Genomic DNA, 26,382 nt, shown 5'->3' on the forward strand with positions numbered 1-26,382 from the left:
ACGCGCCCTTCGTCAGGATTATCAGGCCGCGCCAGCCCATACTTCTGAAAAGGAATGCGACGACCATGTCGGTGTTTCCACTCCACTTTGCGACCGTATGAGGCATTTCACAAATACCAATATTCCGCTCTACCCATCTATTTCATATATGCCTTGTGGCGTGGCCGTGTACTCTTATGGACCTGTCCCCTGCGCAAGAGGGGGGTGAGAGTGACTTGAGAATTCGCACGGCAGGGCTACTCGCATGGGCAACGCCGGAAGGGTTTCGTCACCCGGAGGCGGCAAGGGACACCCTCGTGAGATGAGCTGCCGGTCCGGTTCCCGAGCACGTGCTAAGGCCAACCCGCGTTTCAGAGCCCTAAGGTTAGCGGGACCATTCCGGGCGGCCCTGCTTGCGAGGTCCGAGGACCCCCAACTGACCCTGTCCCTTCCAGACAGCTGTCGGATCGGTGGTTTAGACGGTTTCGCCGTTGAGCGCGGCGGTGAGGAGGGCCCGGATGCCGTCGCCGGTGACCGGGCGCGGGTTGGCGTAGGGGTTGCGGGTGGCCTGTTCCACGACCGTTTCGACGTCGTTGTCGGTGAGCCCGAGTTCGCGCAAAGATGCTGGCGCTCCGAGGCCAAGGCTCAGCTGGCGAAGGTAGCTGGCGGGTTCCTGCGCTCCTGTGGCTCGTCGCAGGGCAGCGACGGCATCAGGCACGTGCGCGGAGTTGTACGCCAGTGCGTAAGGCAGGACGACCGTATGCGTTTCGGCGTGCGGCAGGTTGAAGGTTCCGCCGAGAGTATGGCAGAGCTTGTGGTGGAGCGACATGGTTGTGGCTCCTAAGGTGGCTCCGCAGAGCCAGGCCCCGTACAGGGCGTCGGAGCGGGCCTCAATGTCGGCCGGGTTCTCTGCGATCTTCGGCAGCGCGCCGACCAGGGCGCGGATGCCTTCCTCTGCCATGAGGGAAATGATCGGGGATCCGTCGGGAGCATACAGTGCCTCGACGGCGTGGGCGATGGCGTTGAAGCCGCTGGTGACGGACATGCCCACGGGCAGCGTCAGGGTCAGTTCGGGGTCGTAGATGACGCTCGTGGGCAGCACCTTGGGATCGCGGCCGGTCTTTTTCTCCCCCTCGGCGGTGAGGCCCCAGATGGGAGTCATTTCGGAACCGGCGTAGGTGGTGGGTACCGCGATGATGGGGGCCCCGAATTCCAGTGCGATGGCCTTGCCCAGTCCCGTGGTGGAGCCGCCGCCCACAGCGACGTACCCATCAGCCCCGGCGGCCTTGGCGACCTCGCGTGCGCGGTGGGCAGATTCGACCGGAACGTGCATCTCGGCTTCGGGGTGCACGCCGGCGCTGAGCTCGCCGAGCTGTTCTGAGACTTCCCGGGCCAGGTCCTCCTGGAAGGAGGTGGAAAGGACCAGTACACGCTGCAGGCCGAGGCTGCGGACTTCGTCGGGCAGTGACTTGAGCGAGCCGGATCCGAAGGTGACACGCATCGGCAGGGCCTGGTACTGGAAGTCCTTCATCGGACGACCTCCTTGAGGGTCTCATTGGTATCTTCGTGGGGACGGGCTTCGGGGTGCAGGACGATGTCGATGACGCCTTCGACGAAGGGCGCGGCCACTCCAAGGGCCGCGGCCGCCTCGGGATCCGTGTTGGTGGTGAAGGGCTTGATGAGGCTTTCCTTTACCGCGAACACTGCATCGGAGTCGATGTATTCGCTGCCGCCGACGAAGATGTGGGTGGTCAATGTCTTGTAGTCGGGTGCGGCCACGATGAAGTGGATATGGGCAGGGCGGTAGGGGTGCCTGCCGGTGGCGTGCAAAAGGTCGCCCACGGGTCCGTCGGTTGGGATCGGGTAGTAGCTGGGGATGACGCTGCGGAAGTGGAACTCGCCGTGCTCGTCGGCCGTGAACAGGCCCCGCCCGTTGCCGATGGTTTGGATGCCGGGCTGTTGAACGTCGTAGAAGCCTTTGGTGTTGGCCTGCCAGACATCGATCCTGGCCCCGGGCACCGGTTCCCCGGTCACCGAAGTGATGCGTCCTCGGACGACGCAGACGTCGCCTTCGCTCTCGGCAGAGATGTTCTCGCCTAGAACCCGTTCCGGTGACTGAACCATGTGAAAGGGGCCGAGAACTGTTGAATCCGTTGCGTCCGGGGTTTCTTCGTCGTTGATCGTTTCGACCAGCATCGAGACGCCGAGCACATCGGAGAGCAGGATGAATTCCTGTCTTACGTCGTCGCATTTCTGTCCCGTGGCTGTGAGGAAGTCAATGGCTGCTTCCCACTCCTGTATGCTCGGGGCCACTTCGCGGACGAACTCGTGAAGGTGGTGCGTGAGGCTTTCCAGCACGGCTTTCAGCCGTTGATCGGGCGTGTTTTTGAAGCTGTCGATGACAGCGGCGGTGAGTGATTCAGGTCCCAGGTCTGTGGTCATGGTGGACGTTTCCTTAGGTCGGCTTTTGTAGGTGCGTCAGGATCCGGGGCGGAACACCGGGGCTGGGAAAGGCGGAGGGCCCCAGCTTCCCCGGCAAACGCCTGGATCATGGATATCCCAGGCTCGATCGGCGGCGACCGTCCCTTCCGGATGGGGAACCGCCAGGCGCGGGCCCTGCGTCCCCGATGTTCTCCGGTCTTGTCCTGGCGCGCAGCACCAGGCCTTAGCAGTGACCAAAACTCATGTAATGGCAATCTTTTGATCATTCTGCGCTGCATCTTCTGCTAGAGCACGAATGAAATCAGCCAGCGCAGCCGCGGCCTCCACCGGCTTTTCCAGCGGGGTGAAGTGCCCACTGCCCGTGATAAGGACAAGCCGCCCGTCAGGGAGCCGGTGTGCCAGGTCGTGGCTGAGTTTCGGCGGGGTGATGGTGTCCTCGGTGCTGCCGACAACGAGGGTGGGGCATGTGATGGTGTTGAGTTCGGCACTTCGGTCCGAGCGGCCAAGGACGGCGCGCTGCTGGTCGGTGAACACCCGTGGGCCGAGTTCTTTGGTCATCGCTGCTGCGAGGCGCTGGATCTCGGGAATGCCCCGTGATACTACCGGAGTTGTGCGATCGATTGCCGTCTGGAAGCCGCCGGATTCGACGAGCGAGATTAGGTCGACCGAGTTTTGTCGGCGGTCCTCGGGAGCGGCGATGGCCGAGGTGTTGAACAATGCCAGCGCCTTCACTTTGCCGGTGTTCCGCAGTGCGATTTCAAGAGCGAGGTACCCGCCCATCGAGATCCCGACGAGGATGAATTCCTGGGGCGCTTCGGACAGGACATGGTCTGCCATTGCCTCAATTGTTTGCCCTTCACCCCTGATGACGGTGCAGCGGAACTCGGCGCCGAGTTCGTCAATGACCGGCTGCCACAGGCGGGAATCGGCACCTAGGGCCGGAAGCATAACTAGTGGAGGGTGTGTCATGGGGATTCTCCGTTCGGTTGCTGGGTGGTGGTCAGGATGCCGCGCCGTCAACGTGCAGCACCGCACCGGAGGTGAATGCGGCCGCCTCGGAGACGAGGTAGGCAACGGCTGCGGCAATCTCGTGTCCGGTTCCGGGTCTGCCCACGGGGATGGCGGCGGCGGTGGCCGCTCTGTCTTCGGCGCCCATAGATTCGAACGAGTCACGCACCCGGCCCGTGGTCGGGAGGATGAGGCCCGGGGCGATGGCATTGACGGTGATTCCGGTACTGCCAAGATCCTTGCCGAGCTGTTTGGTAAGGCTGACGATGCCCCCCTTGGAGGCAGCGTAAGCCAGCCGGGCACCCACGGTTCCGGAAGGGCCGTCGAGGCCGTCGGCGACGAGGGAAGAGAAGTTCACGATGCGTCCATAGCCGCGCTTCAGCATGATCGGGACGGCGTGCTGGGCGCAAAGGAACGTGCTTGTGAGGTTGCTTTCCACCACGGAGCGCCAGATTTCCGCGCTGAGTTCGGATAAATCGCGCACGATGGCAGTGCCGCTGCCTCCAGCTGCGCTGACGAGTGCATCAATTCGCCCATACTCGTCTTCGATACGTTTAAACGCTTTGTTGACGACGGATTCGTCGGACAGGTTCCCGGCCAGGGTAAGGACTTTGAGTCCGGGGGACCTGGCATCAAGCCGGGCAGCTGCGGTTTCCAGGGCCGCCTCGGAGACGTCAAGCAGTGCAAGGTCGAATCCGTCATCCGCGAGATGATCGGCGATATCGTTGCCGAGACCACCCCCGCCGCCGGTGATCACGGCGACTGGTCGCGCGTTTATGTTCGTACTCATCTGTCCTCCATCACCGCGATCCTCACGGCGTTATTAGATTTACCTTCGAAGTTTTTGACTGCATGCATTGCCGTTGGTGACAGGTCACGGTGTGCCGGCAAAGCTGCTCGTGGGGGCCGTGCTTACGCTTTCAGCCCGCGCGAGAATGGCTTGTGCACGAACCAGCACGGGGGCATCGACCATCAGTCCGTCGACTTTGACCACAGCTTCTCCCCCTTTGGTGGACTCCACAACGCGCTGGGCCCACGTCACCTCTTCATCGCTCGGACGGAATGCGTCGTGTGTTACGGCCACCTGTCGCGGGTGGATGAGCAGCTTCCCGGACATCCCCAACTCCAGAGCGGCGTGCAGGTCATCCTTGAGCAAGGAGTCGTCGTCGACTTTTGAGGTCACGCCGTCCACCGGACCGGGGAGGCCCTGGGCTCGGGAGGCAAGGACCAACAGCGATCGAGCCATCAGCATTGTGCGCCGGTTCGGCTGGGCCGCGATGTCCGCAGCCAAGTCAAGCTCTCCAAACGCCAACCGGGCCACTCCCGGGACACTTGCCAAAGAATTGGCCGCCAGGACGCCGGAAGCCGATTCAATAAGCGCGATCACGGGCCGCTCCACCGCCTCGGAAATTCTGCGCAAAGCTTCTGGATTCTCGGCCTTCGGGACCATCACTCCGAGGAGACCCGGAAGCCCCGTCAAAGCCTCGACGTCCTCCTCCCGTCCGACCCGTACCAGAGCATGACCCGTTCCTGACAGCCAGGCAGTGACAGCTAGCCGGGCCGCGTCTTTGTTCTCTTCGCTGACGGCGTCTTCCAGGTCGAGGACGACCACATCGGCCCCGGAGGCCACGGCCTTCGAAAACCGCTCGGGCCGGTCCCCCGGAACGAAGAGAAACGAACGAGCGCCCTGAAGCTTGGTTACAGGATTCTGAATAGTAAGCGGACTCATGTTGTTTCCAGCACCCCAAACTCGGTCAAAACCCGCTCAGTATCCTCTCCCACGTCGGGGACACGGTTCATCACCGGCTCCTGCCCCACGAAGGTCGCCGGCGGAATCAGTGCCCGCAAGGGTCCGGCTGGTGAGTCATATTCCCGCCACCTGTTCCGCGCCGCCAGCTGGGGATGGTCCGCAAATTCCTGCATGTCGCGTAGCAAGGCGTTCGCGATGCCGGCGTCCTCGAGCAAGTCCACGACCTCATCTGCAGTGTGCCGGGCCAGGGCCTGCTCGATTACCGAGGTAAGGTCCGTGGAGTGCTCAACACGCAGGGAATTGCGTACGAAGCGTTCGTCCTCAGCCACTTCTCGACGGCCGAGGACCCGCTCGCAAAAAGTAGCCCACTCACGTTCGTTTTGGATGCCCAGGAAAACCTGCTTCGAGTCACCGCAAGTGAAGGGACCGTAAGGGGCGATGGCAGCGTGGGAGGCACCTGTGCGCTTAGGCGCGGTCCCCCCGTACACGGCATAGTTCAACGGGAAGCCCATCCACTCCCCCAACGCTTCGAGCATGGATAACTCGATGGTGGCGCCCTCTCCGGTCTGCTGGCGTTGGATCAGCGCAGTGAGGATGCCTGAGTATGCGTACATGCCAGAGGCAATATCCGCAATCGAAATCCCGACCTTGGAGGGGGTTGCGTCGGTACCGGTGATGGAGACCAGGCCGGCTTCGCACTGCACCAGCAGGTCGTAGGCCTTCTTCGAAGAATACGGGCCGTCGGCGCCATAACCGGAGATGGAGACGTGAATCAGCTCAGGACGCTCGCCACGCAGAGCTTCAGCGCCGAGCCCAAGACGCTCCGCCGCACCGGGAGCCAGGTTCTGCACGAAGACATCCGCGCTGCGCACCAACGCCTGAACAGCGTGATTGCCCTCCGGGCTCTTCAAATCCAGTGCCACCGATTCTTTAGACCGGTTCAACCAGACAAAGTGGCTTGCCAAGCCCTTAACGGTTTCGTCGTATCCGCGGGCAAAGTCGCCCGGACCCGGCCGCTCGATCTTGATCACCCGAGCGCCGAGATCGGCAAGTTGGCGCGTAGCGAACGGCGCGGCGACTGCTTGTTCGAGGGAGACGACGGTGATGCCGCTCAGAGGAAGCATGTAGAGACTCCTGACGTGATGATGCCTTATGGCTGGCTGTTTCGGTGATGCTGGAGAAAAATTCCTAGACCCGCATCAGCGAGGGCGTCTCCAGCGTTTTAGTGAAGTAGAGGACCTCTGCGGCGAGCTCAGGGTCAACGCTCATGCGCCGGAACACTTCCAGGTCCTTGTCCCTGCGGACCCGATCAGACGAGTGAAAGATCAACTGTTTGTTGGCCGTAGCGCGGGGACTGGCTTTTGTTATAAAGGCGGTGCGGCGCAAATCCGCGTACGCATCAAGGACGGAATCGTCCGCCTGCCCGGAGATCACGGCACCCAGTGCCTCGTTGAGAACATACGAGTCGAACAAGCCCATAGTCAGACCAAAGCCCCCCGTGGGATTCGTGGCATGGGCGGCATCGCCGGCAAGCAGGACACGGCCGACGCGGTACGTCGGAGCGCTGCGCTGATGCATACGGTACGGGGCAATCGCTTCCAGCGTCGTGCCCGCGGCCACCTCAGGACCAAAGATCTGCTCAAGGAAGCGCGGGAGCCGGTCGACGACCCCTTCTTCGGGGAGGACGGCGTCCTCCATGTAGGTGTAGCGCCACAGTCCATGCGGACCCGAGTTGTCGATCTTCACGATAATCGCTCCCAAAACCTCGTCAACATAGAACGTGGTCTGGGCCCAGCCCGGACGGTCGTCGGGGAACCGGACATTGGCGGCAACGAACCGCTCGGGCCAGGTGAAACCCTCGAAGGGAAGATCCAAGGCCTGCCTGACAGCTGAGCTCGCGCCATCGGCGCCAATGAGCCACTGAGCGCGCAGCTCGACACGATTTCCCGCGTGATCGGCCGCGACGGTCACCGCTGCGTCGTCCTGCGTCACTCCTGTGATCTTGTGTCCCCAAAGCACTCGCGCGTTTGGGAGTTGATCAAGGTGGCGCAGGATGATATTAGCCAGTGCACCCTGGCCCAGGTGAAGGTTATAGGGGTGCGTGACGCGACCCTCCAGCGCCTGCAGACCATAGTTGATGGTCTCCCCCGTGTCCCGGACGTAATGGGCATAGTCCTGCTTGAGGAACCCGGCTTGGGTAGCGTCTTCGAAGAGGCCGAGGCGTTCAAGCCCATCCAGCGTGGACCAGTGGTAGAGGATGGCTCGAGGGGCATCCTGCGGCTCGGACGCGCGCTCGACGACGGTGACGTCGAGCCCCTGCTGTGCCAGTCCCAGCGCGTTGAGCAGACCGGTAGGACCGGCTCCAGCTACAACCACCTGCTGCTGGTATTTCATATTGCCTCCATAGTGGACGTGCGTGCGAAGCGAGCGTGGCCGCCCTCACATCAACCGTCACTCAGATCGAGACATACATCAAATACCAATTAGTAGCGGTTCCCATATGCTAAATGCATGGATCTTCGGAATGTTCGCTATTTCATCGCCGTCGCTGAGAACGGCTCTATCACGGAGGCGTCACACGCCTTGCGCATCTCGCAGCCGCCGTTGAGCATGGCGATGGCCAAATTGGAGAAGGAGGTCGGGGTGACATTGTTCGACCGCAAGCCCCGCGGTATCGAACTAACGCCGGCCGGCGAGTACCTTCATCACGCGGGCCAGCGCCTGCTGGCCGAGGAGCGCAGAATAGCGGACACCCTCAAATCCATGGGTCAAGGGCTCGCGGGGGAACTCAAGCTGGGGTGTGAGCCGATGTGCCTGTGGCGGATCGGCAGCACCAAGATCTCGCAATTCCTCTCGATCTACCGCAACGTGACGCTGGATCTGACCGACGCCAATCCCAAGGTGCAGTTGGACCGGCTCGCCGATGGCACCCTGGACTTGGCGATCATGCCGGTCGTGACCGAGGAGCCGCTCCAACCCATCAACGGGGTGCACTTCGACGTGAAGATCGTCGACGAGCTTCCACTGACGCTCATCGCCCCCAAGTCATGGGGGCTCGATGAGACCAGTCCACTCGATGTCGCAACGCTGGCGGACGCCACCTGGATCCTGCCGGCCCGAATCCCGGGGGTACGCATCCTGTGGCGGATCTGGTCCGACAAGTTCTCGCCGACGGGAGCAGTTCCGACGGGAGTTATTCCGGTGCCCACGGTCATGACTGCTGCGCAGTTGGTCGGTGCCGGCGTAGGGGTATCTCTATCCAGCCTGGAGATGGCCCGCCTCCACCCTGACGTCGCCCAAATCCCCGTGACCGGGGGGTGGCCGAACCTGCCGATCGCGATCGTAAGGCGGCGGGAAGGAGTCGTGACTCCAGTCGCCGAGCGGTTCGTTGCGCTGTTTTTCGGCGACGAGCAGACCCCGGTGGAGCCGAACTCGATCTCATAGTCCTAGCAGTGAGCGGAGACTTAGGTATATATGAAATAGATGGGCAGGGTTCAATATTGGTATTTGTGAAATGTCTCATGCGCCCGCAAGGTAGATCATGAACCACACGGCCGATAGGGTCCCTTTTTCACAGGGCCGGCTCTCGGCCTGATAATCCTGACGAAGGGCGCCTTTCCCATGATCAAAGTCAACGTGGACCTGCAGCGTTGCGATGCCAATGGCACCTGCGCTGCCTTGATGCCCGACGTGTTCCGGATCGACCAGGACGGCACGCTCGAACAGCTGCGTTCCGAGGTCGAGGAGGAGCGCGGGGATGACCTCGAAGAAGTCATCCTCTGCTGCCCGATGGGAGCGATCTCGCGATCATGACGAAGACAGTGCCTGCATTCGAACTGTTCGCCGCAAACGCGACTGATCACCCCGGCGGGGCGCTTCCCGGCGGAGGTATCGCCTCCGGTCCCGAAGGTTACTCGGTCCTGTCCTACCAACTGGCCACAGATGTTCTGCGCAATCCACGGTTCGCGAACTCTGCGCTGAAACTGATGGAAGAGTTCGGCATCAACGATGGTGCCGTGCATGGTTTTCGGGCTCGAAGCATCATCATGCAGGACGGGGCGCAACAGCTGCGCCTGCGCACTCCGCTTGCCCGTTTCATGGGCCCGGCGACCGTGCAGAACACCCGGGAAATGCTCACTGATATTGTGACCCGCATCGTTGGCGAACTCGACGACACGAAGCCAGTGGACTTCCACGCCGGCGTAGATCGCCGCATCCCGTCGCTGGTCTACTGTCATCTCGCCGGTGCTCCGCGAACCGACGCCCCCAAAGTGCAGGAACTTTCCGAGCGAACGCTGGCCCTGCTGGCCAGGGATCCCAGCCTGAAACCCGACATCCTGGCCGCCTACGACGAACTGTTCGAATATCTGAGGGATCTGATGGAACGCAAGCGCGCCCAGGGTCTCGGCGACGACATGCTCTCCCACCTGATGACGCTCGCGGACAACGGCAAGCTCACCGAGCAGGAACTCTTCGACGAAGCCACCTCGATGCTCGAAGCGAGTTCGGTAAACACGGGTCACCAGATCGGCCTAGTGGTGTGGAATTTGCTGCGCAACAGAGAAGTCTGGGAACAAATCCTCGCCGACCCCACCTGGATCCCGAGCGCAGTCATTGAAGCGCTTCGTCTTTATCCGCGCACCGGTGTTGTGAGCAAGATTGCCATGGAAGACATCGAGGTCGGCGGCATCACCATCCCCGCTCGGACTGACGTGCATGTAGCCGTATGGTCCGCCAACCGCGACCCGAAGAGGTTCGAGAAACCCGGTGAATTCGTCCTGGGCCGCGAGCGGAACCAGCCGCTCACGTTTAGTACGGGCGCACACAACTGCCTTGGACAAGGACTCGCCAAGGTGGAGATCGAAGAAGTAGTCGGGCATCTCGTCCGCCACTACCCTCAGGCCCGCGTCGTCGACTCCGAATCCGCCATAAGCCAAACCGCCGGGCGGTGGACGATTAATCAGCTCACCGTCGACCTGGGCCCCCGACGCTAAGGTACTCCATGTCACCCACACCTGAAGGGCAGCGGTCCCTCACCGAACAGCTCGCCGAACACTGGTCCAAAATCAGCTACGATAACCTCCCACCCGAGGTGGTGTCCGGGATCAAAGACCACATCCTCGACACACTCGCCGTCGCCATGGCCGGCATCCCCTCAGAGGAGTCACGCCGCGTCCGCAAAGCCCTCACCGGCATCTCGAATGGCGGCCCAAGCCTCGTCTGGGGAACGTCCGAACGCCTGAACCCGGCACACGCAGCACTCGCCAACGGGACCTCGGCCCACGCCCGTGACTTCGACGACGGCGGCGGGCCGGGACATGCCGGTTCGGCCACCCTGCCGGCCGCGATCGCTGCCGCAGAACTCAGTGGCTCCAGCGGCAAGGAGCTGATCGTTGCCGCGTGCGCTGGCTACGACATCAGCTATCGGCTCTTACAGGGCATCGGCGGTTTCGCTGCCCACACTGACCGCGGGTGGCATTCCACCGGTACCTTCGGCACGTTCGCCGCCGCGGCCGCCTGCGCCAAGATCTTCCAGCTTGACACGGCCACCTTTGCCGACGCCCTTGGTATCGCCGGATCGTTCACGGGAGGGGTCTGGGCCTTCATCGAGGACGGCGCCTGGACCAAGCGTGTCCACCCGGGCAAAGCCGGAGAATCAGGTATCGACGCTGCCCTCCTCGCCAGGGCGGGTGTCACCGGCCCCCATCAAATCTTCGAGGCACCATGGGGCGGAATCTATGCCACTTACGGGGACGGCAAGGGTTTCCCCGAACGAGTCCTTGCCGGTCTTGGCGAGACGTTCAATGTCTCCACCTCCTATTTGAAGCCCTATGCGTGTTGCCGGGGCAGCCACTCAACGGTTGATGCAGTGATGAAACTGATCGCTGAACGTGATCTGCGGCCGTCCAACATCCGCTCCATCACCGTGACCGCCGGAGAGACAGCGATCAACATGCTCAGCGTCCACCCCATTGAGACGGTGTTCGATGCCCAGTTCAGCCTGCCCTACGCCATCAGCGTGGCGCTGGAGAACCATTCTGTCGGGCTGGAGCAATTCGACCCTCCCCGCATCACAGAGCCCCGGATCCAGGAGATCTTCGCCAAAATCTCGATGGTGCTCGACGAATCGATCCAGCTCGAGGACGGCCCCCGCCTTGATTTCGAGCTGATCAACGGCGAAAAGATCACTCTCCTGGCGGGGAACCCGACGGACGCCAAGGGCTCCGAAAAGAACCCCATGACGCACGCCGAGGTGGTTGCCAAGGCACAGGCCCTCCTCCGCCCCTACGGCGACGAAACGACTGTGAAGCTCATCGACGCCGTGGAAAATCTTGATTCCTCACCCTCCATCGACAACCTCATCGCGGCACTCAGCCCTACCGCCTACGCGACCAAGAGCGAGACTTAACATGACATCTAATACCTTGACCGACCACATCGAACGCACGGAGTACATCGCTGCCGAACCGGTGGAATCCCTCGCTGCAGCCATTAACATCGACATCCCCTTCGGCATCGGCGCCACGGTCCCTCCACTGTGGCATTGGCTCTACCTTCTGGAGCGCAGCCGTGCGAGTGAGCTCGGACCGGACGGCCACCCGACAGTCGGCATTCCAGCACCGCCAGGACCTGACCGGCGCAGAATGTTTGCCGGTGGTCGGGTCTCGACCTTCGGGCAGCTCACGATTGGTGCCCCGGCGAAAAAGGTCATTTCCGTGGCCAGGTCAGTCGAGAAGGTCGGCCGGACCGGGCCGCTGACGTTCACAACCGTTCGCCATGACATCTTCCAAGCCGACGAGCTCCTCATTCGTGAAGAACAGGACATCGTCTACCGCGCTTCAGGAACCAGCTCCCTGCCCCTACCCCCGACCCCTCCGGCCCCGCCCGCGGGTCCAGTGTTGCGGCAAGCAGTCGATGAACGACTTTTGTTCCGGTTCTCCGCTTTGACGTACAACGCACACAGGATTCACTATGACCGCGACTGGTGCCTGAACGAGGGCTACGACGGGCTTGTCATCCACGGCCCCCTTCTGGCCCTGATGATGGGGGAACACATGCGCCGGGAAGGGATTGACCTGGTCGGGAAGACCTTCGCTTACCGGCTAGCCTCCCCGATGACCAGGCCGCAGACATTCTCCATCGTTCCAGGGCCGAATGGTCTCGAAAACGGTGCCGAGGCCCGCAGCGCTGAAGGTGCAGTCTGCGCGGTTAGCACCCTGTCCGATGTCTAGCACGCCTTTCATTGCTTCGACCACGGCACCGTCGGCAAGACCCAAACGTATGCGCGGCTCCTCATCGGGAAGGCAAAGACAGTGGACGAAACAACGAGTGAATCCAGAAAAGAAGAACCTCTGAAAGGCTCTCCCGACTACGAGCTGACAACGTCACCATGGATCGGACTTCACTACAAGTGTGAAACGGTCACTGGCGGGTGAGTGTGCCCGGACCCTGAAGTATTAGCAGTGGATATCCTGGTGCTCGATGTTGCCACTGCGTCAGCGTGATGCACACCCAAGATGACACACCGCGCCTGGCCTGGTCCTCGGATCAGTCGGAATTATTCTCCGTTTGAAAAAGAAGTGAAGTCTGCCCGACCGCAGCCGGGGACAATTCTCAAAAGTTATAGCACTACCACTGCCACATGGAGCTCCCCTACGGCCCCCAATTCCCAGTCGTGGATGACCGGAATGGACAACAGCCGTGGACGGACCGTAGACGCCACCAGTTCCGGCCGCGGAATCAGCCGATACGGGTTTACCCGTCCGCGGCAGGTTGACGAAATCATTACAATCGGCTCTTTGGAATCGGCGGAGGAGCGCCCCCAATAGAGGGTCTGTTTCCTGGCCATCCTCCGCGCCCGTTCTCCCCTAAACCCGCGTCGCAACAGCGGGCGTCGGGATGCTGCGCGCGACGTCGATGGCTGGGAGCCACCAGCGTGCGTAGAAAGGAGAGACTTACGCCCGCCATTACGCTGACAACAGGCTGGTTCTCGCGGAAGGTGAGCTGCCCCAGAACCTCCTCCGCCTGCGAGGGCAAAACACACAAGAGAACCACTTCGCTTTAGTCGATGACCTCTTGGTTTGTAGAGGCAATAGCTGCTGTCCGGAAGCGGGCGGCCAGGTCTTTAGAGCGAGCATGGTGCGCGGAGCGAGCACTATCTGCGATGGCTCCGCGGCACCCTCGCTTAAACCGATGACGATCGAGGAGGCGATAGAACCTACGCCAAGGATGCCAAACGTGGTGATGTGGGCGTCCATTCGTTAAGTGTCTAGGGGGGAGTGAGCTGGTAGAAACGGGCAATCCCGTCCCTAGGTATCAGGGCGGTGGTCCGAAGGCATGGGCTCGGTCGAAGACAAGAGATGAGAGGCCAACGGCTCGCCGTCGCGCTGGCCCTCATTTTGCTGGAACGTCTATGCCGGGAAGTGCACCCGATGGCTCGGAAATGCCCGGCAGGGGAGGCTGGGCAATATTGGCAGGCAGAGGGCGGATTGAGCGCATGCGAAAGAGTGCGACAACTGAGATGAGAAACCAGGCCACATTAGTGGCCACCGAGGGCCACGCCCCGTGGAAGGCGCTGTTCACGATGAATGCGCAAGCACCGAGGAGATTAGCCAGCTGGAAGCGCCGCCCTGCCTTGAGCCACCCCATGGAAACGGCCAAAAAGGCGCCGAGTATGGCGATTGCCCCGGCCCAGCCCACCAATTCCCACAGCAACTCCACGAACGCCCTTTCTTGGAAATCTCTTCGCCATTACATGGTCGACCGGAAAATACAAGCCGCCAGGAGGAGGTGTGCCTGAATGCGCTGGTACGGCAGGAGTGGAGGGACTTGGCCACAACAGGATCGTTAGTCGCAGGGCATCGCGGGATCTGCATCGGCAGTGATTTTGTAGTGGAAGCTGCAGCTGTCTTCGGTTGCCCAGGCCTCGTAGAACTCATCCTTCTCATAGAGTTTGCGGTTCTGACCAAGAGAAGTGACCCAGATGATTTTTCCGTCATCCGTGACTGCATCTACGTAGCCGCTGCAGACGGCGGTCCCTTGCTGTCGGATTTCAACGTTGGCTCCGGGAAGGAGCGTCCAGTCCCTGATAGGTCTCATGTCCAAGGCCGCGTTGTCCTTTCCATTGTTGTTGTCTTCATCGAATTCAGGATGAACTTGTCCGGCCAGTTCCCGGGCAGGCGTACGTTGGGGTGAATCGCCAGGAGCTGCAGGTGAAAATTTTGCCCTTTTGCGGGTCAAAGGGCGGGCGGCTGATCCGTCCCAAACCGACTGAAGGCGCCTGGTTAATGTGCGTACCCGGCTGCGGCTTCGGTGAGCGTTTTGCCTTTAGTCTCTGGGGCGAGCCACTGGGATAGGGCAGCTCCGACGAGGGCGACACCGGCAGCGATCACCATGGTGGGACCGGGCCCGAGATTCTGCATGGATAGGGGCAGCAGGAACGTTCCGATGCCTGCTCCTACCCTGCTCACGGCTGCCGCGAATCCTGTCCCGATCCCGCGGATCTCTGTTGGCAGGACTTCGCCCGGGTACACGTTGGTGAGAGTGTTGTAGCCGGCGTTGAAGAACGAGAAGACCAGGAACAGAATCAGCACGACGATGGCCGGGGCGCCGGCCCACAGACCGATGATGCCGAGCACGATGGCGCACAGCCACTGCGGTGGCACGGTCAGCGCACGGCGGCCTACCTTTTCGATCAACAGGAAAGTGACGATGACTCCGGCCAGGGCGATCGAGGAAAGGCCGACTCCCCCGGCGAGCCCGCCAACGAGTCCATACTGCTCCAGCACGCTGTCAGCGAAGGTGGCAATCGCGAAGTACGGTGTGACAGCGCAAAACCAGAATCCCGAGATGAAGAGCGTGGAGCGCCAGTATTCCTTGGAAAACAGCATCTTGAAGCTGCCCTTGCGGACGTCCTCGTGCTGGACGTCGTCGAGTGCGTCCTCCGGCATGTATTTCAGTGCGAGTGCGCGGGCCTCGTCTTTACGTCCGACGCTCCACAGCCAGCGTGGCGACTCGGGCATGCCAAGTCGGGCCAGGAAGATTGCCACGGCGATGAAGGTGCTGGTTCCCAGGATGAAGTGCCAGCTGAGGTCGGTGTACTCGTTGAGCAGGTGCCCGGTCAGGAACGCGATCATGAATCCGCCATACCAGGCGATACCCATCGCTGCCATGAGTCGCCCCCTCAGGTGGGAAGGTGAGAACTCGGCCATCAGGGGCCAGCCGACGGCGTACTCTGTCCCGATTGCAACGCCCATCAGAAGGCGCACGACGAGCAGCCAGACGGGTGAGTCGATGAAGAACTGCATCCCGGAGGCCACCGCGAACACTCCGATGTCGAACATGAAGATTGGTTTGCGGCCCCATTTGTCGGCCGCCCAGCCACCGATCGGGGAGCCGACCAAGATGCCGATAAGTGCGGCCGCTGCGATCAGGCCCTGCCATAGTGCAGTGAGCTGGAGGTCTTGGGCCATTCGTCCGCTTACTGGCCCGATGATGCCGAGGACGTAGCCGTCCAGGACCATGCCGCCGATGAGGACGGTGACCATTCTGGTCAGGAAGCGCTTCTTGTTGATGGTTGAGGCAGGGCCCCTGTGTGCGTTGGGAAGTTGTGTGGATGACATGGTCACTCCTGGCAGGTTGCGACGGACGCTAAGGTCTTCGCCGTGTTCGCGACATTGAGAAGCTGGCGTTCAGGCATTTTGACCTCCGGGTCAACGGGCTGCACTGCGGTGTAAGGAAAGGTTGTGTAGGAGAAGGTCTGGGACCGCTGTGTGGTTCCGGGGACGCGCACTGCGGGAGCGTCCCCGGAACCACCCGCCCAGATCTCGAGAGAGGCGGTGTTAGGCCGTCCTGGTTGGGAAGGGACTCGTTTAGCCCCGGTTGTACATAACGTGCTTTGTACGTGAGAAATCGTCAAGGGCGTAGCTGGAAAGGTCCCTGCCGTAGCCGGAGCCTTTGAATCCGCCCCATGGCATCTCGGTGGCGATCACCAGGTGCGAGTTCACCCAGACGGTGCCGAAGTCCAGCTGCCGCGGCACGTTGAGCGAGCGGGCGCTGTCCTTGGTCCACACCGATGCCGCCAGCCCGTAAATGGTTTCGTTGGCGCGGGCCACGGCTTCTTCGTCGGTGCTGAACGTCTCCACGGATACCACGGGGCCGAAGATCTCGGTGCTTGCGATGGCTGCACCGGCAGGAACGTTGGTGACGACGGTCGGTTCGATGAAGTAGCCGGGTCCATCGATGGCATTACCGCCCACCGCGATGGTCAGCCCGTCCTTGCGGACATCTTCCAGGGCCGCGAGGACACGCTCATAGTGGTCGCCGGAAATCATGGAACCGATTTCGACGTCGACCCCGGTACCGGGGGTGCCGATGGAGATATCACTGACCTCCCGGACCAGGAGTTCGGTGAACTTTTCCGCCACCGACTCGTGCACCAGGACGCGGCAGGCTGCGCCGCATTCCTGGCCGCCATTCCAGAATCCTGCGGAACGCACGCCTTGGGCGGCGGCTTCGAGGTCGGCGTCGGCGAAGACCACCACGGGGGCCTTCCCACCGAGTTCCAAATGCACGCGCTTGACGGAGGACGAGGCACTTGCGGCGACCTTTTGGCCACTGCCCACGCTTCCGGTGATGGCCACGAGGTCCACGTCCGGGTGTTCGGCGAGCCTGTTGCCCACTACCCGTCCGGGGCCAGTGACAATGTTCACCACCCCGGCGGGAAGCTCATCGGTGATGAGTTCGGCGAGCTTGAGGGTGGTCAGGGGTGTCTGCTCTGACGGCTTGAGTACCAGGGTGTTGCCGGCACCAAGGATGGGGGCGATCTTCCAGGCCGCCATCAGTAGCGGGTAGTTCCAGGGCGTAATGACGCCAACGACGCCCACGGGCTCGCGGAAGATCACCGAAGTGTGGTTCTCCGCGTAGTCGTCTGCGCCAAGGGTGTTGTAGGCACGAGCTGCGCCTGCAGAAAACCGGAATGTGTCGATCGTGCTGGAGATGTCATCTTCGGCCACCATCGAGGTCTTACCGGTGTTGGCGGACTCCAGGGTTTTGAACAGTTCCCGGTTTGACTCGATGATGTCCGCGATCCGCAGCAGGACAGCGGCGGGCTCCTTGGGCGTCGTTGCGGCCCAGCCTTCTTTGGCCGCGACGGCGGCAGCGACCGCAGCGTCGACGTCCTCGACGGAACCTGCCGGAACCTTGGTGAGGATTTCCTCAGTCGCGGGGTTGACGACGTGAACCGTTGTGTCGGAGGTGGACGGAACAAACGCGCCGTCGATGAATTGGCCAAAGGGCGGAAGGGACGGAACGGGGGTGCTTTCCGCCCGGACGACGCTGAACGAGGACGTCTTTGTCGTGCTCATTGCTAGGCCACCGTCTGGTAGAGGGCGGACAGCGCCTGCTGGACGCGGACGTGGTCCTCGGCGCTGAGCTCTGCCGTGGGCCGCTTGGGCACGCCGGCTGGAAGACCCTGCAGGGTCAGGCCGGCCTTGACCGCGGGGATGAACGGTACGGACAGAAGCGCGTCGATGACCGGGTACACGTTCTTCCAGAGTTTCAAGGCGCCGGTAAGGTCGCCCTCGGCGATGCGCCGGCTGACTGCAACGATTTCGTTTGGGACCACGTTGGCGGTACCGGCCATGACACCGGCCGCGCCCTCCACCAATGCGCTGTAAAGGTAGACATCCCAACCGATGAAGGTGCCGATGACGTCGCTGTGGTGGTGGATCAGCTGGAGTGCCTGTTCCCAGTTGGCGCTGGAGTCCTTGATGTAGCGGATGTTATCCACTTCCTCGGCCAGAGCCCGGACGGTGGCGGGGTCCAGGTTCACGCCGGTGACGGCAGGGATGTTGTAGAGCATGACCGGGATCGTGACGGAGCTGGCGACGTCCTTGATGTAGGTGACGGTCTCTTCCAGGGACATCGGTTCGTAGTACGGCGTGATGAGCATGAGCACGTCTGCGCCCAGCTCCTGCGCGGCCTGCGAGAGGCGGATGGCCTCGGCGGTGGACGTGGCGCCGGTGTTGGCGATGACCGGTACGCGTCCGTTGGCCTGCTTGATGACGGTGTCGATGAGGAGGAGCCGCTCTTCCGAGGACAGGGCGCCCACCTCTCCGGTGGATCCTGCGGCTACGACGCCGTCGACGCCGGCATCGATGGAGCGGTCAACAATCTTGCGCAGGGTGTGGACGTCGATCGTCTCGTCCTGGTTGAAGGGGGTGGACAGGGCGGTGAGGACACCGCTGAGGTTCTGCGACATGGAGGTTCCTTACTTTAAGTTCGCGGGCTGGGTGAGGGCTTGAGCGTCAGGCGACCACGGACAGGTCCGCCTGAGGCGGGGCCTGGCGGTGGGTGGCCAGTACGCTGGCGGCCTCCTGGGCTGCGGAGAAACCGGTGGTGATGGAGCTTTCGGTGTAGAGGGTTCCCAGATAGTCGCCGGCGAGGAAGACGCGGTCTGCTCCACGCATCAGGGTGGACTGGATCCTGGCGCGGCCTGGGTAGCAGTAGGGGGAAGCGTTCTTCCACCGGTCCACCTTGGCCTCCACAACGCTGTCGGCGAAGCCATGGCCAAGGATTTGGTCCAGGTCGGTGAGGTGGGTCTTGATGACGTCCTCCTCGCTCTTCTCCAACAGGGCCCTGCCCAGGCTGGCCGGTGAGAACGTCATGAAGCTGCCGCCGGGCTTGCGCACGGACTCGGTGCCGCGGACGATGCTCGCCTGGTTCAGGGCGATTGCGAAGGAACGCTTGGGGGCTGCGATGGCATAGAGGTCGTCCCAGGGGCGGGCGCTGGTTTCGTTGGTGAGGAACGCGGTGCTGACGTGCGGGCCGTACTTGATCTGGCTCAGTGCCCCGCGCAGGTCCTCCGGAAGATCCACACCAATCTTGTGCGACACGTCGGCGGTGGTGGCCAGGACAACGGTGCGCGCCTCAACTTCGCGCTCGACGCCGCCCTGGCGGTAACGGACCACGACGGATTCCTTTTTGTGGACAACTTCGTGGACCACGGCGCCGAGTTCGATACGGTCACCGCCCATGGCGGCTGCGATGGACTCGGTCAGGGTGGACGGGCCACCCACGATGCCCCGGCTGAGGCCCTGGCCGAATCCGAGGACGAGGCTGAAGTAGCCGATGCCTGCGCCGGCGGAAATCTGGTCCATGTCACCGGCAGAGCGGGTGACGGTGGTCTTGAACAGGGCAGCTGCGTCTTCGGAGAGGTTGCCGACGAAGTCCTGGAAGGAGGTGTCGTTCTCGAAGTCGTAGATGCGCTGCTGCCGCATGGCACCGGACTCCCCCGCACGCTTCCGGACCACCCCGGTGTACTTTGCCACTCCGCTGACCACCTTCAGTCCGGCGCGGAAGGTGTCAACACGGGCGTTGAGGGACATTGGAATGCGGAAAGGGTAGGTGGCGATGTGCCCCTTCTTGATGAACTTGCCGTTCATCGACAGGCCCTGCAGTGACCCGGGAATCTCGACTGCCATAACGCCAACCTCATTGAGCAGCGAGTCCGTGGATGATCCGGCTCCGGCGAAGACGTGCCCGCCCCAGTTCAGCCAGTAGTCACCCCGGCGTTCGGAGCGGATGCGACCGCCAACCCGGTCTCCAGACTCCAGGACGACCGTGTCCCAGTGCCGGAGCCGCCAAGCTGCGGAGAGTCCGGCCAGGCCACCACCGACGATAACTGCGTCTTTCATGATTCCCATTCCTAGCTGTGTTGAGGCTGATATTTTGGCGACCCCACGCCCCGGTCCTTGGCGTAAGGGCCGGCTCTGCAGATTCACCAGAAGGAGAAAAGTCTCTTGTCGGGCACCCGCCTCATTGACCGGGTACCAAGCCACACCTCGCATCCCTCCCCCAGGTGGGATCCAAGCGTTGTGACACAAACCACCATAGGATGTGATCACAAATCAAACAAGGGGGTTGTCGCAAAATCTTTTGGACTGGCCGGGCAAGCCAAGGCCGAGCCTCCGGGCTCACCCGTATATTTGATCTGTGGTCATATCCCAGCGCGCAGAGCCCACCTTGCTGACCGATCAGGTTTATTCGATGATTCGCGCCGCGATCCTGAGCGGAGACCTTCCCTCCGGTTCACGCCTCAAGGTGCGCGACCTGGCCGAGCAAGTGGGGACGAGCGTCATGCCTGTCCGTGAGGCAATCCGGCGGTTGGAGGAGATCGGACTCGCCGAGCGCGAGCCGCACAAGGGCGCGGTGGTCAAAACATTAACCTTCGAGGAGCTGATCCACGTCTACGACGTCCGGCGGCTGCTGGAAACCGAAGCGGCGCGACTGGGCAGCGAAAACGTCAGCTCGGAGGACTGCAACCGGATGCAGGCCGAATACGACCTCATGCGCAAGGCGATCGACGAGCGGCAGGTCATCCCCACGCTGGACCACGACGAGGCAATGCTGGCCATCCTGTACCAGGCCGCCGGCAACCCGGTGCTGCTCCAGATGATCAGGAGCTTGTGGCAACAGTGCCGCGCATACAAGATCGTGGGCGCCCAGGGCTCGCTCGACAACGGGAACGACGACTCGCTGTGGCGCTACCAGCAGGATCTCATTACCGCTGCCCGCAACAGCGATCCGACTGCGGCGGCGGCAGTGAACAGTGCCTCCCTTCTGGACGCCAGCGAGCGGATCAAGGCCCGCCTGGCCGACCAGCACTCTGCTTAGTGCCTGATATCCCCCGGTAGGCCTGCCGGTATACCGTAGACCGCCCAACTTGCACAGGGCGGGCCAGCTACACCATTGCCAGGACCGCCCGGCCACGTTCTCCCTGGGCGGGTCTTAGACGATATGAAGTGAGGGGCACCGGTCCTGCCGGTCCCCCCGGCGCCATTACGCCGTGGCGGTCCGAGGCGATTTGGTGCGCTCGGTTCGATAGTGGCCGCGTGGGTGGCGCCAGGGCCTGCCCGCGGCAGGACGTCCTCGATCCCGGATTGGGATCGTGGGGGCAGGCGGGCGTATGCAGGATCGGGGCGCCTCTCTGGCAAAAGAAATGTGATCACAGATCTAGACAGGGCGCAGCTGGCTGGATACAGTGACTTAGACCACAGGCCGGCAAGCACTGTTACCGGCGATCAGCAAGTCACGCTCCCCTGAAAACCCAGCTTGGACCGACTCTCAGGGTCAAGGCGTCCGCTATTTGAAGGAAACGAAGATGGGCTTAAGCTTTGGCACGAAAGCTCCCCGGCTCGCGCTCTCTGGAGGCGTCGTGGTCTCCGGACTCGGCAAAAGTTACGGGGCTAGCCGCGTGTTGTCGGATGTGAATCTGACGATGAACGAAGGTGAAGTTGTCTCCATCATCGGCCCCTCAGGGGCTGGCAAGAGCACCTTCCTGCGCTGCCTGAACTACCTGGAGACCCCCACCGAGGGCGAGATCTCCATCGGCGGGGCCCACGTCGTGGCGGGCGGGAAGCTGCCGGACAAGGCGAGCCTTGATCACCTTCGCCGGGTCACCGGAATGGTCTTCCAAAGCTTCAACCTGTTCCCGCACCTCACCGTCATGGAGAACATCACGCTCCCCCAGCGCAAGGTGCTGGGCTCAAGCAAGGAGCAGGCCGAAGAGGTCGCCAACCGGCTGCTGAAGCGGGTGGGCCTTCCCGAGAAGGCCAAAGCCTATCCTGCACGACTTTCCGGAGGCCAGCAGCAGCGCATCGCGATCGCCCGGGCCTTGGCGTTGTCCCCGAAGGTGATGCTCTTTGACGAGCCGACATCCGCGCTTGATCCCGAGATCGGCCTGGAAGTCCTCGCCGTCATGCGTGACCTGGCCGACGAGGGCATGACCATGCTTGTGGTCACGCACGAAATGCACTTCGCCCGGGACGTCTCAAACCGCATCATGGTCATGGGCAACGGCGGGGTGCTGGAGATCGGACCCAGCCACCAAGTGATGTCGGACCCGCAGAACGAACGCACGCGGCAGTTCCTCAAAGCTGTGCTGGACAGGTGATCCGGCGATGATCACGCAACTGCTGTCCTCGATTGTCCAGGGTGTAGGGCTCACCCTCTACGTCACCTGCGCGTCGCTGCTGTTCGGCGGCATCGGCGGCCTGGTGCTCGTCGGCGCCGCCCGCTCACCCATCGCCCCCATTCGGGCTATCGCCACTCTGTACATCAACATCGTCCGGGTCATCCCGCCGATCACCTGGTTGTTCTTGATCTACTTCGGCTTGCCCCAGTTCGCACTGCGGCTGACCACCATCCAGGCCGCAATCATCGGGTTCTCAGTCATCGCCTCGGCGTTCATGGCGGAGATTTACCGCTCGGGACTGCTGAGCATCCCGGACGGTCAACGAGAGGCGGCCCACGCGCTCGGCCTGAGCTCGGTCAGCACGGTGGGGCACATCATCACACCGCAGGCGTTCCGGGTCGCGCTGCCCGCGATCGCCACCTACGGGATCGGTTTGCTGAAGGACTCTGCCCTGGCCTCCACTATCGGCGTGCGTGAGATCACCTACTACGCGCAGCAAAGCGCCAAGCAGACGCACGAAGGCCTGCTGTCATTCGTCGTCGCCGGTGCCCTGTACATCGTCATCAGCCTCATCGTCGCCCTCATCTCCCGGCGGGTCGACCTCACGCTGCGCAGGAAGATCGGAGTGGCGTGATGGACATCTTCACCCAATGGCTCGCTTGGATGCCCGCCCTCACCCCGGGCCTCATGATCAGCCTCCAGCTGACCGGACTGTCGCTGCTCTTCGGCTTCCCGCTCGGCCTGCTGTTTGCCGTCATGGCCGCCGCGAAAATCGCGCCCCTGCAGTGGATCTCATTCTTCTTCGTGGAGATCGGTCGCGGCCTTCCGGCCCTGGTGCTGTTGTACCTGATGTATTTCAGCCTCCCCGACGCCGGCATTACCCTGACGTCGTTCACCACGGCGGTCATAGCGTTGAGTTGGAACACCGGCGCCTACGCCTCGGAGTACTTCAGGGCCGGGATCGCGGCGGTACCCCTGGGACAACGGGAAGCAGCCCTGACCTCAGGGCTCCGCGGCTGGACAGGATTCCGGCTCATCATCCTGCCCCAGGCACTGAGGATCTCCACCCCGCCACTGGCCGGACTCGCTGTCCTGATCTTCCAGGGCAGCGCACTGGCCTTCGTGATCGCCGTACCCGAATTGATGTCCAAAGCCTTCGAAATCGGATCCATTACCTTCCAGTACCTGAGCGTCTACACCCTCACCGCAGTCATCTACGGATCCCTCACCCTCGTCTTCCTCGGCCTCGTCCGGATCCTGGAACAGCGCCTCGGACGGCACCTCCAACGCAACTAGACCTTTCCATCCATCCCCGGGGATTCACCCCACCAGCTCAACAAGAAAGAGAAAACCATGTCCCGTACTCTCGTGCGCGCGCTTTCGGCCGGCACCGCCGCCGGTTTGCTCGCCATCAGCCTCTCCGCCTGCGGCGGCACCAACACTGCCAGCAGCTCAAGCGACTGCAAGGCTGCCCACACAGACCTTAAAACCATCAACCAGGGCGAGCTCACCGTGGCGAGCTATGATTACGCACCCGCCACGATCCTGCAGGGCGACAACGTCACCGGCATGGAAGGCGACCTGATCAATGAGATCGCGAAGCTCGAGTGCCTCAAGCTCACCGTCAGTACTTCCGGCGGTGCGGGAGCAGTCATCCCGTCCGTGCAGGCCAAGCGCGTGGACATCGGCTCGGGAAACTGGCTGCGCACCAAGGAACGCACCAAGATCGTCTACCTGAGCACCCCGCTGTGGAGCGACCCGCAGGCCATCGTCTCCACCAAGGGCCTAACCAGCGATGATCTGGAGGGCAAAGTCGTGGGCTCGGTCGCCGGCAACCTCTGGAACGACAGCATGTCGAAGTGGCTTGGCGACAAGTTCAAGATTTACCAGGACGACGAATCCATCTACTCCGACCTGAAAGCCGGCCGCATCGACGCCCTCGTCGCATCCGCCGCATCCGCCAAGTACCGGTTCAAGGACGCCCCCATCGAGGGCGCGCAGGTGATTCCCGTCAAGCCCAACCCGAACGTCCCCCAGTTCGCCTCGGTCGGCCAGGTCATGCTGCCCTCCAGCCTGGACAACGACACTCTCGGCAAAGCGCTGGACGAGGACATCAAGAAGCTCCGTGAAGACGGAACCATCAAGAAGATCCTCGAGAAGTACGGCATCGACCCCTCTGTCGGTGAGCCGGGGGCACCCAGCGAGCTCTAACCGACACGTCTAGCACAGGGCGGCGCCGGAATATATGTCTTCTCCGGCGCCGCCCTATGCGGCGTCCCTGTTGGCGCCGTACATCAGAGTCTGAAAGCAAAGCAAGCAAAGGAGCATGCGCATGAGCGGAACCATCGTTGTGGGGGTTGACGGCAGCCCAACGGCCAGAAAGGCAGCAGAGGCCGCAAGGGACCTGGCGTCGGCGCTGGGAGTAACCCTTCATGTGGTATCGGCCTTCGACAGCGAACGCTCGCAGGTGTTCGGCAGCGGCAGCAACAAATGGCTCGTATCGGACGCAGACAAGGCCGAACACGTCGCCAGGGCAGTCGCTGACACCCTGGGCGGGGACATCAACATCACCTATTCCGCAGCGCACGGCAGGCCAGCCGATGCCATCATCAGGGAAGCGATCGGCAAAGAGGCACGCATGATCGTGGTGGGCAACCGCCGCATGCAGGGCATCGGACGGGTCCTCGGAAGCGTGGCCAACAGCGTGGCCCACAACGCCCCCTGCGACGTCTACATCGCCAATACATACGACGCGGACTGAACCAGCGCCTGCCGAAAAGCATTCACGAGTCCAGAGTCTGAATTTCATCAGGAGCCCCATATTGCATGACGTGATCATTGCCGGAGGCGGCGCGGCGGGACTCAGCACCGCGTACCATCTGCGGGACACTGGCCTGGACGTCCTCATCCTTGAGTCCAGCGACGACATCGGCGGCAGGGCACACACAGTCCCCCTCGCCGGAACCGCAGCCAATTCCGGAGCCATGTTTGTCTACAAAGACACCAAAACCGAAGAGCTCGCCAATGAGCTGGGAATCGATGCCGTTCCGTTCCTCCCGGAAACCTACGGAATCCACGTCAACGGCAAGACCGTTGTGGCCAAAACCAATGAAGACGTTGTAGCCGGCCTCAACATCAGCGAGTCCGAAAAAACAGAGCTTCTCAAGTTCATCGATACGTCCCTCACGGAATACCAGGACTACGTAGCTGACGCGACACCTGTCGGCGAACTGGGCAAGCTATCGGAAGAGACCGTAGCTGAACGCCTGATCGGCCTGCAGCCCGCCGTACAGGAAATCATCACCACAGCCATCCGCGGCGGCGCAGTAGGTGATCCCGCCAACCTCTCCGCGAAGTACGCCCTCCGCTACTTTGCCAGCTACCTCGCACGAGAGAAGAACAATCGCCTGTTCGCGCTGGCAGGCATGCAAGCCATACCCCGGGCACTTCTCAAACACCTTCCCAACCACACACTGCGCTGCAACACCCAGGTCACGAACGTGGTCCCGCTCGAAGAACAGCTCTACGAGGTCACCATGACCGGTGAGGAAGGCCCGCAGAAGCTCACGGCCAAGCACGTCGTGCTGGCCGTCCCCGCCCCGGTGGTTCCCGACATCGTCAAGAGCCTGCCGGACTGGAAGACTGCGGCGCTGAAAAAGGTAGCAAGTCCAGGCAGCACCACGCTCAACATCGTCGCCGATATTGAAGGGCTGCCCAAGCTCAGGGACTGGGCTTTCATTGTGACGGTCGGCATGGCCTTTGACGCCATCATCAACCCTGTTCCCGGCGGTACCGAGGAGACACGCAAGGCAAACATTCTCCAGCTGACCTGTTACGGAAATTCGGCCGGCTACCTGCCCGGTTTTGCTAACAACGAGGAACACATCACGGACTGGATGGAGGACGTGTACAAAGTGGCTCCCGAGCTTCGCGGCCGGGTTCTCGGCGTGCACGCCCAAACCTGGCAGCACTGTTTCGCCCTGCTCAGCCCGGAACGGGCATCAGCCCTTCCCGAACTCCAGCACCCCGTTGGATGGCTGCACTTCGCCGGTGACTATACCTCGGAGACCGCCGGCACCCATGGGGCGTATTCCGAAGGAGAACGGGTCGCAGCCCAAATACGCGCTGCCATGAAGCCCGCAAGGCAGCAGGCATAACCGGTATGGGTACCACGGACCCAAGTCATGCCACGCCCTGATCTTGCAATTAGCTTCTCTTCTTGAAAGGA

At 62.2% G+C, this 26,382-nt stretch carries 25 protein-coding genes; 12 read left to right on the forward strand and 13 right to left on the reverse strand.

The features are described from left to right. Window positions 1–454: 454 nt before the first annotated feature. The 7 genes from QRN11_RS00830 to QRN11_RS00860 form a co-directional block, all read right to left on the reverse strand. Window positions 455–1,510: a maleylacetate reductase gene (locus QRN11_RS00830; RefSeq protein ID WP_285249481.1), complete on the reverse strand. Its 1,056-nt coding sequence runs from the start codon at window positions 1,508–1,510 to the stop codon at window positions 455–457. Continuing rightward, window positions 1,507–2,421 carry a dioxygenase family protein gene (locus QRN11_RS00835; protein WP_285249482.1) on the reverse strand — a complete coding sequence of 305 codons (915 nt, stop codon included), beginning with the start codon at window positions 2,419–2,421 and terminating at the stop codon, window positions 1,507–1,509. Before QRN11_RS00835 ends, QRN11_RS00830 begins: the two co-directional genes overlap by 4 nt. A gap of 240 nt (window positions 2,422–2,661) precedes the next feature. Next, entirely contained in the window at window positions 2,662–3,390 is a 729-nt protein-coding gene (locus tag QRN11_RS00840) for an alpha/beta fold hydrolase (protein ID WP_285249483.1), read from the reverse strand. A 31-nt stretch (window positions 3,391–3,421) separates the two neighbouring features. Next, entirely contained in the window at window positions 3,422–4,219 is a 798-nt protein-coding gene (locus tag QRN11_RS00845) for an SDR family oxidoreductase (protein ID WP_285249484.1), read from the reverse strand. Between the two features lie 84 nt (window positions 4,220–4,303). Further along, window positions 4,304–5,158 carry an HpcH/HpaI aldolase/citrate lyase family protein gene (locus QRN11_RS00850; protein WP_285249485.1) on the reverse strand — a complete coding sequence of 285 codons (855 nt, stop codon included), beginning with the start codon at window positions 5,156–5,158 and terminating at the stop codon, window positions 4,304–4,306. Beyond that, the gene (locus QRN11_RS00855; protein WP_285249486.1) at window positions 5,155–6,303 is read right to left on the reverse strand and encodes a CaiB/BaiF CoA transferase family protein; all 1,149 of its coding nucleotides are present in this window, start codon (window positions 6,301–6,303) and stop codon (window positions 5,155–5,157) included. The genes QRN11_RS00850 and QRN11_RS00855 overlap by 4 nt, the downstream gene beginning before the upstream one ends. Window positions 6,304–6,367: 64 nt before the next feature. Continuing rightward, window positions 6,368–7,573: an FAD-dependent oxidoreductase gene (locus QRN11_RS00860; RefSeq protein ID WP_285249487.1), complete on the reverse strand. Its 1,206-nt coding sequence runs from the start codon at window positions 7,571–7,573 to the stop codon at window positions 6,368–6,370. Window positions 7,574–7,690: 117 nt separating this feature from the next. On the opposite strand from QRN11_RS00860, the gene QRN11_RS00865 reads away from it, so the two are divergent. The 5 genes from QRN11_RS00865 to QRN11_RS00885 all read left to right on the forward strand — a co-directional run bounded on the left by QRN11_RS00865 (window position 7,691) and on the right by QRN11_RS00885 (window position 12,411). Next, window positions 7,691–8,623: a LysR family transcriptional regulator gene (locus QRN11_RS00865; RefSeq protein WP_285249488.1), complete on the forward strand. Its 933-nt coding sequence runs from the start codon at window positions 7,691–7,693 to the stop codon at window positions 8,621–8,623. 177 nt (window positions 8,624–8,800) lie between these two features. Next, window positions 8,801–8,992 (forward strand): ferredoxin, encoded by a 192-nt coding sequence (locus QRN11_RS00870; RefSeq protein ID WP_285249489.1) that lies wholly within the window; start codon window positions 8,801–8,803, stop codon window positions 8,990–8,992. Further along, complete coding sequence (locus QRN11_RS00875; RefSeq protein WP_285249490.1) at window positions 8,989–10,173, forward strand: cytochrome P450; 1,185 nt, start codon at window positions 8,989–8,991, stop codon at window positions 10,171–10,173. Before QRN11_RS00870 ends, QRN11_RS00875 begins: the two co-directional genes overlap by 4 nt. An 8-nt stretch (window positions 10,174–10,181) precedes the next feature. Beyond that, the gene (locus tag QRN11_RS00880; protein WP_285249491.1) at window positions 10,182–11,588 is read left to right on the forward strand and encodes an MmgE/PrpD family protein; all 1,407 of its coding nucleotides are present in this window, start codon (window positions 10,182–10,184) and stop codon (window positions 11,586–11,588) included. A 1-nt stretch (window position 11,589) separates the two neighbouring features. After that, window positions 11,590–12,411, forward strand: coding sequence for an HTD2 family dehydratase (locus QRN11_RS00885; protein ID WP_285249492.1), 822 nt, complete (start codon window positions 11,590–11,592; stop codon window positions 12,409–12,411). Between the two features lie 1,162 nt (window positions 12,412–13,573). Here QRN11_RS00885 and QRN11_RS00890 read toward each other — a convergent pair. The 6 genes from QRN11_RS00890 to QRN11_RS00915 form a co-directional block, all read right to left on the reverse strand. Further along, the gene (locus tag QRN11_RS00890) at window positions 13,574–13,900 is read right to left on the reverse strand and encodes a CBU_0592 family membrane protein (RefSeq protein WP_350223960.1); all 327 of its coding nucleotides are present in this window, start codon (window positions 13,898–13,900) and stop codon (window positions 13,574–13,576) included. Between the two features lie 126 nt (window positions 13,901–14,026). After that, window positions 14,027–14,419 (reverse strand): hypothetical protein, encoded by a 393-nt coding sequence (locus tag QRN11_RS00895; protein WP_285249493.1) that lies wholly within the window; start codon window positions 14,417–14,419, stop codon window positions 14,027–14,029. A 44-nt stretch (window positions 14,420–14,463) separates the two neighbouring features. Continuing rightward, a complete protein-coding gene (locus QRN11_RS00900; protein ID WP_285249494.1) occupies window positions 14,464–15,801 on the reverse strand; it encodes an MFS transporter in 1,338 nt (445 codons plus the stop codon). Between the two features lie 249 nt (window positions 15,802–16,050). Beyond that, a complete protein-coding gene (locus QRN11_RS00905; RefSeq protein ID WP_285249495.1) occupies window positions 16,051–17,544 on the reverse strand; it encodes an aldehyde dehydrogenase family protein in 1,494 nt (497 codons plus the stop codon). Window positions 17,545–17,546: 2 nt separating this feature from the next. Beyond that, on the reverse strand, window positions 17,547–18,440 hold the full coding sequence (gene dapA / locus QRN11_RS00910; protein ID WP_285249496.1) for a 4-hydroxy-tetrahydrodipicolinate synthase: 894 nt from the start codon (window positions 18,438–18,440) through the stop codon (window positions 17,547–17,549). 46 nt (window positions 18,441–18,486) lie between these two features. Next, window positions 18,487–19,875, reverse strand: a complete 1,389-nt coding sequence (locus QRN11_RS00915; protein ID WP_285249497.1) for a protoporphyrinogen/coproporphyrinogen oxidase — start codon at window positions 19,873–19,875, stop codon at window positions 18,487–18,489. 298 nt (window positions 19,876–20,173) lie between these two features. On the opposite strand from QRN11_RS00915, the gene QRN11_RS00920 reads away from it, so the two are divergent. From QRN11_RS00920 to QRN11_RS00950, 7 genes are all read left to right on the forward strand, one after another. Beyond that, the gene (locus tag QRN11_RS00920; RefSeq protein ID WP_285249498.1) at window positions 20,174–20,854 is read left to right on the forward strand and encodes a GntR family transcriptional regulator; all 681 of its coding nucleotides are present in this window, start codon (window positions 20,174–20,176) and stop codon (window positions 20,852–20,854) included. A 487-nt stretch (window positions 20,855–21,341) separates the two neighbouring features. Beyond that, on the forward strand, window positions 21,342–22,133 hold the full coding sequence (locus tag QRN11_RS00925) for an amino acid ABC transporter ATP-binding protein (RefSeq protein ID WP_285249499.1): 792 nt from the start codon (window positions 21,342–21,344) through the stop codon (window positions 22,131–22,133). Window positions 22,134–22,140: 7 nt separating this feature from the next. Further along, window positions 22,141–22,788 carry an amino acid ABC transporter permease gene (locus QRN11_RS00930; RefSeq protein ID WP_285249500.1) on the forward strand — a complete coding sequence of 216 codons (648 nt, stop codon included), beginning with the start codon at window positions 22,141–22,143 and terminating at the stop codon, window positions 22,786–22,788. After that, a complete protein-coding gene (locus QRN11_RS00935) occupies window positions 22,788–23,450 on the forward strand; it encodes an amino acid ABC transporter permease (protein ID WP_285249501.1) in 663 nt (220 codons plus the stop codon). The genes QRN11_RS00930 and QRN11_RS00935 overlap by 1 nt, the downstream gene beginning before the upstream one ends. A gap of 57 nt (window positions 23,451–23,507) precedes the next feature. Continuing rightward, window positions 23,508–24,365 carry a substrate-binding periplasmic protein gene (locus QRN11_RS00940; protein WP_285249502.1) on the forward strand — a complete coding sequence of 286 codons (858 nt, stop codon included), beginning with the start codon at window positions 23,508–23,510 and terminating at the stop codon, window positions 24,363–24,365. A 121-nt stretch (window positions 24,366–24,486) separates the two neighbouring features. Continuing rightward, window positions 24,487–24,915, forward strand: a complete 429-nt coding sequence (locus QRN11_RS00945; RefSeq protein WP_285249503.1) for a universal stress protein — start codon at window positions 24,487–24,489, stop codon at window positions 24,913–24,915. 70 nt (window positions 24,916–24,985) lie between these two features. Then, complete coding sequence (locus QRN11_RS00950; protein ID WP_285249650.1) at window positions 24,986–26,311, forward strand: flavin monoamine oxidase family protein; 1,326 nt, start codon at window positions 24,986–24,988, stop codon at window positions 26,309–26,311. Window positions 26,312–26,382: the final 71 nt, after the last annotated feature.

This window comes from Pseudarthrobacter sp. fls2-241-R2A-168 (assembly GCF_030209335.1).
Lineage (GTDB): Bacteria > Actinomycetota > Actinomycetes > Actinomycetales > Micrococcaceae > Arthrobacter.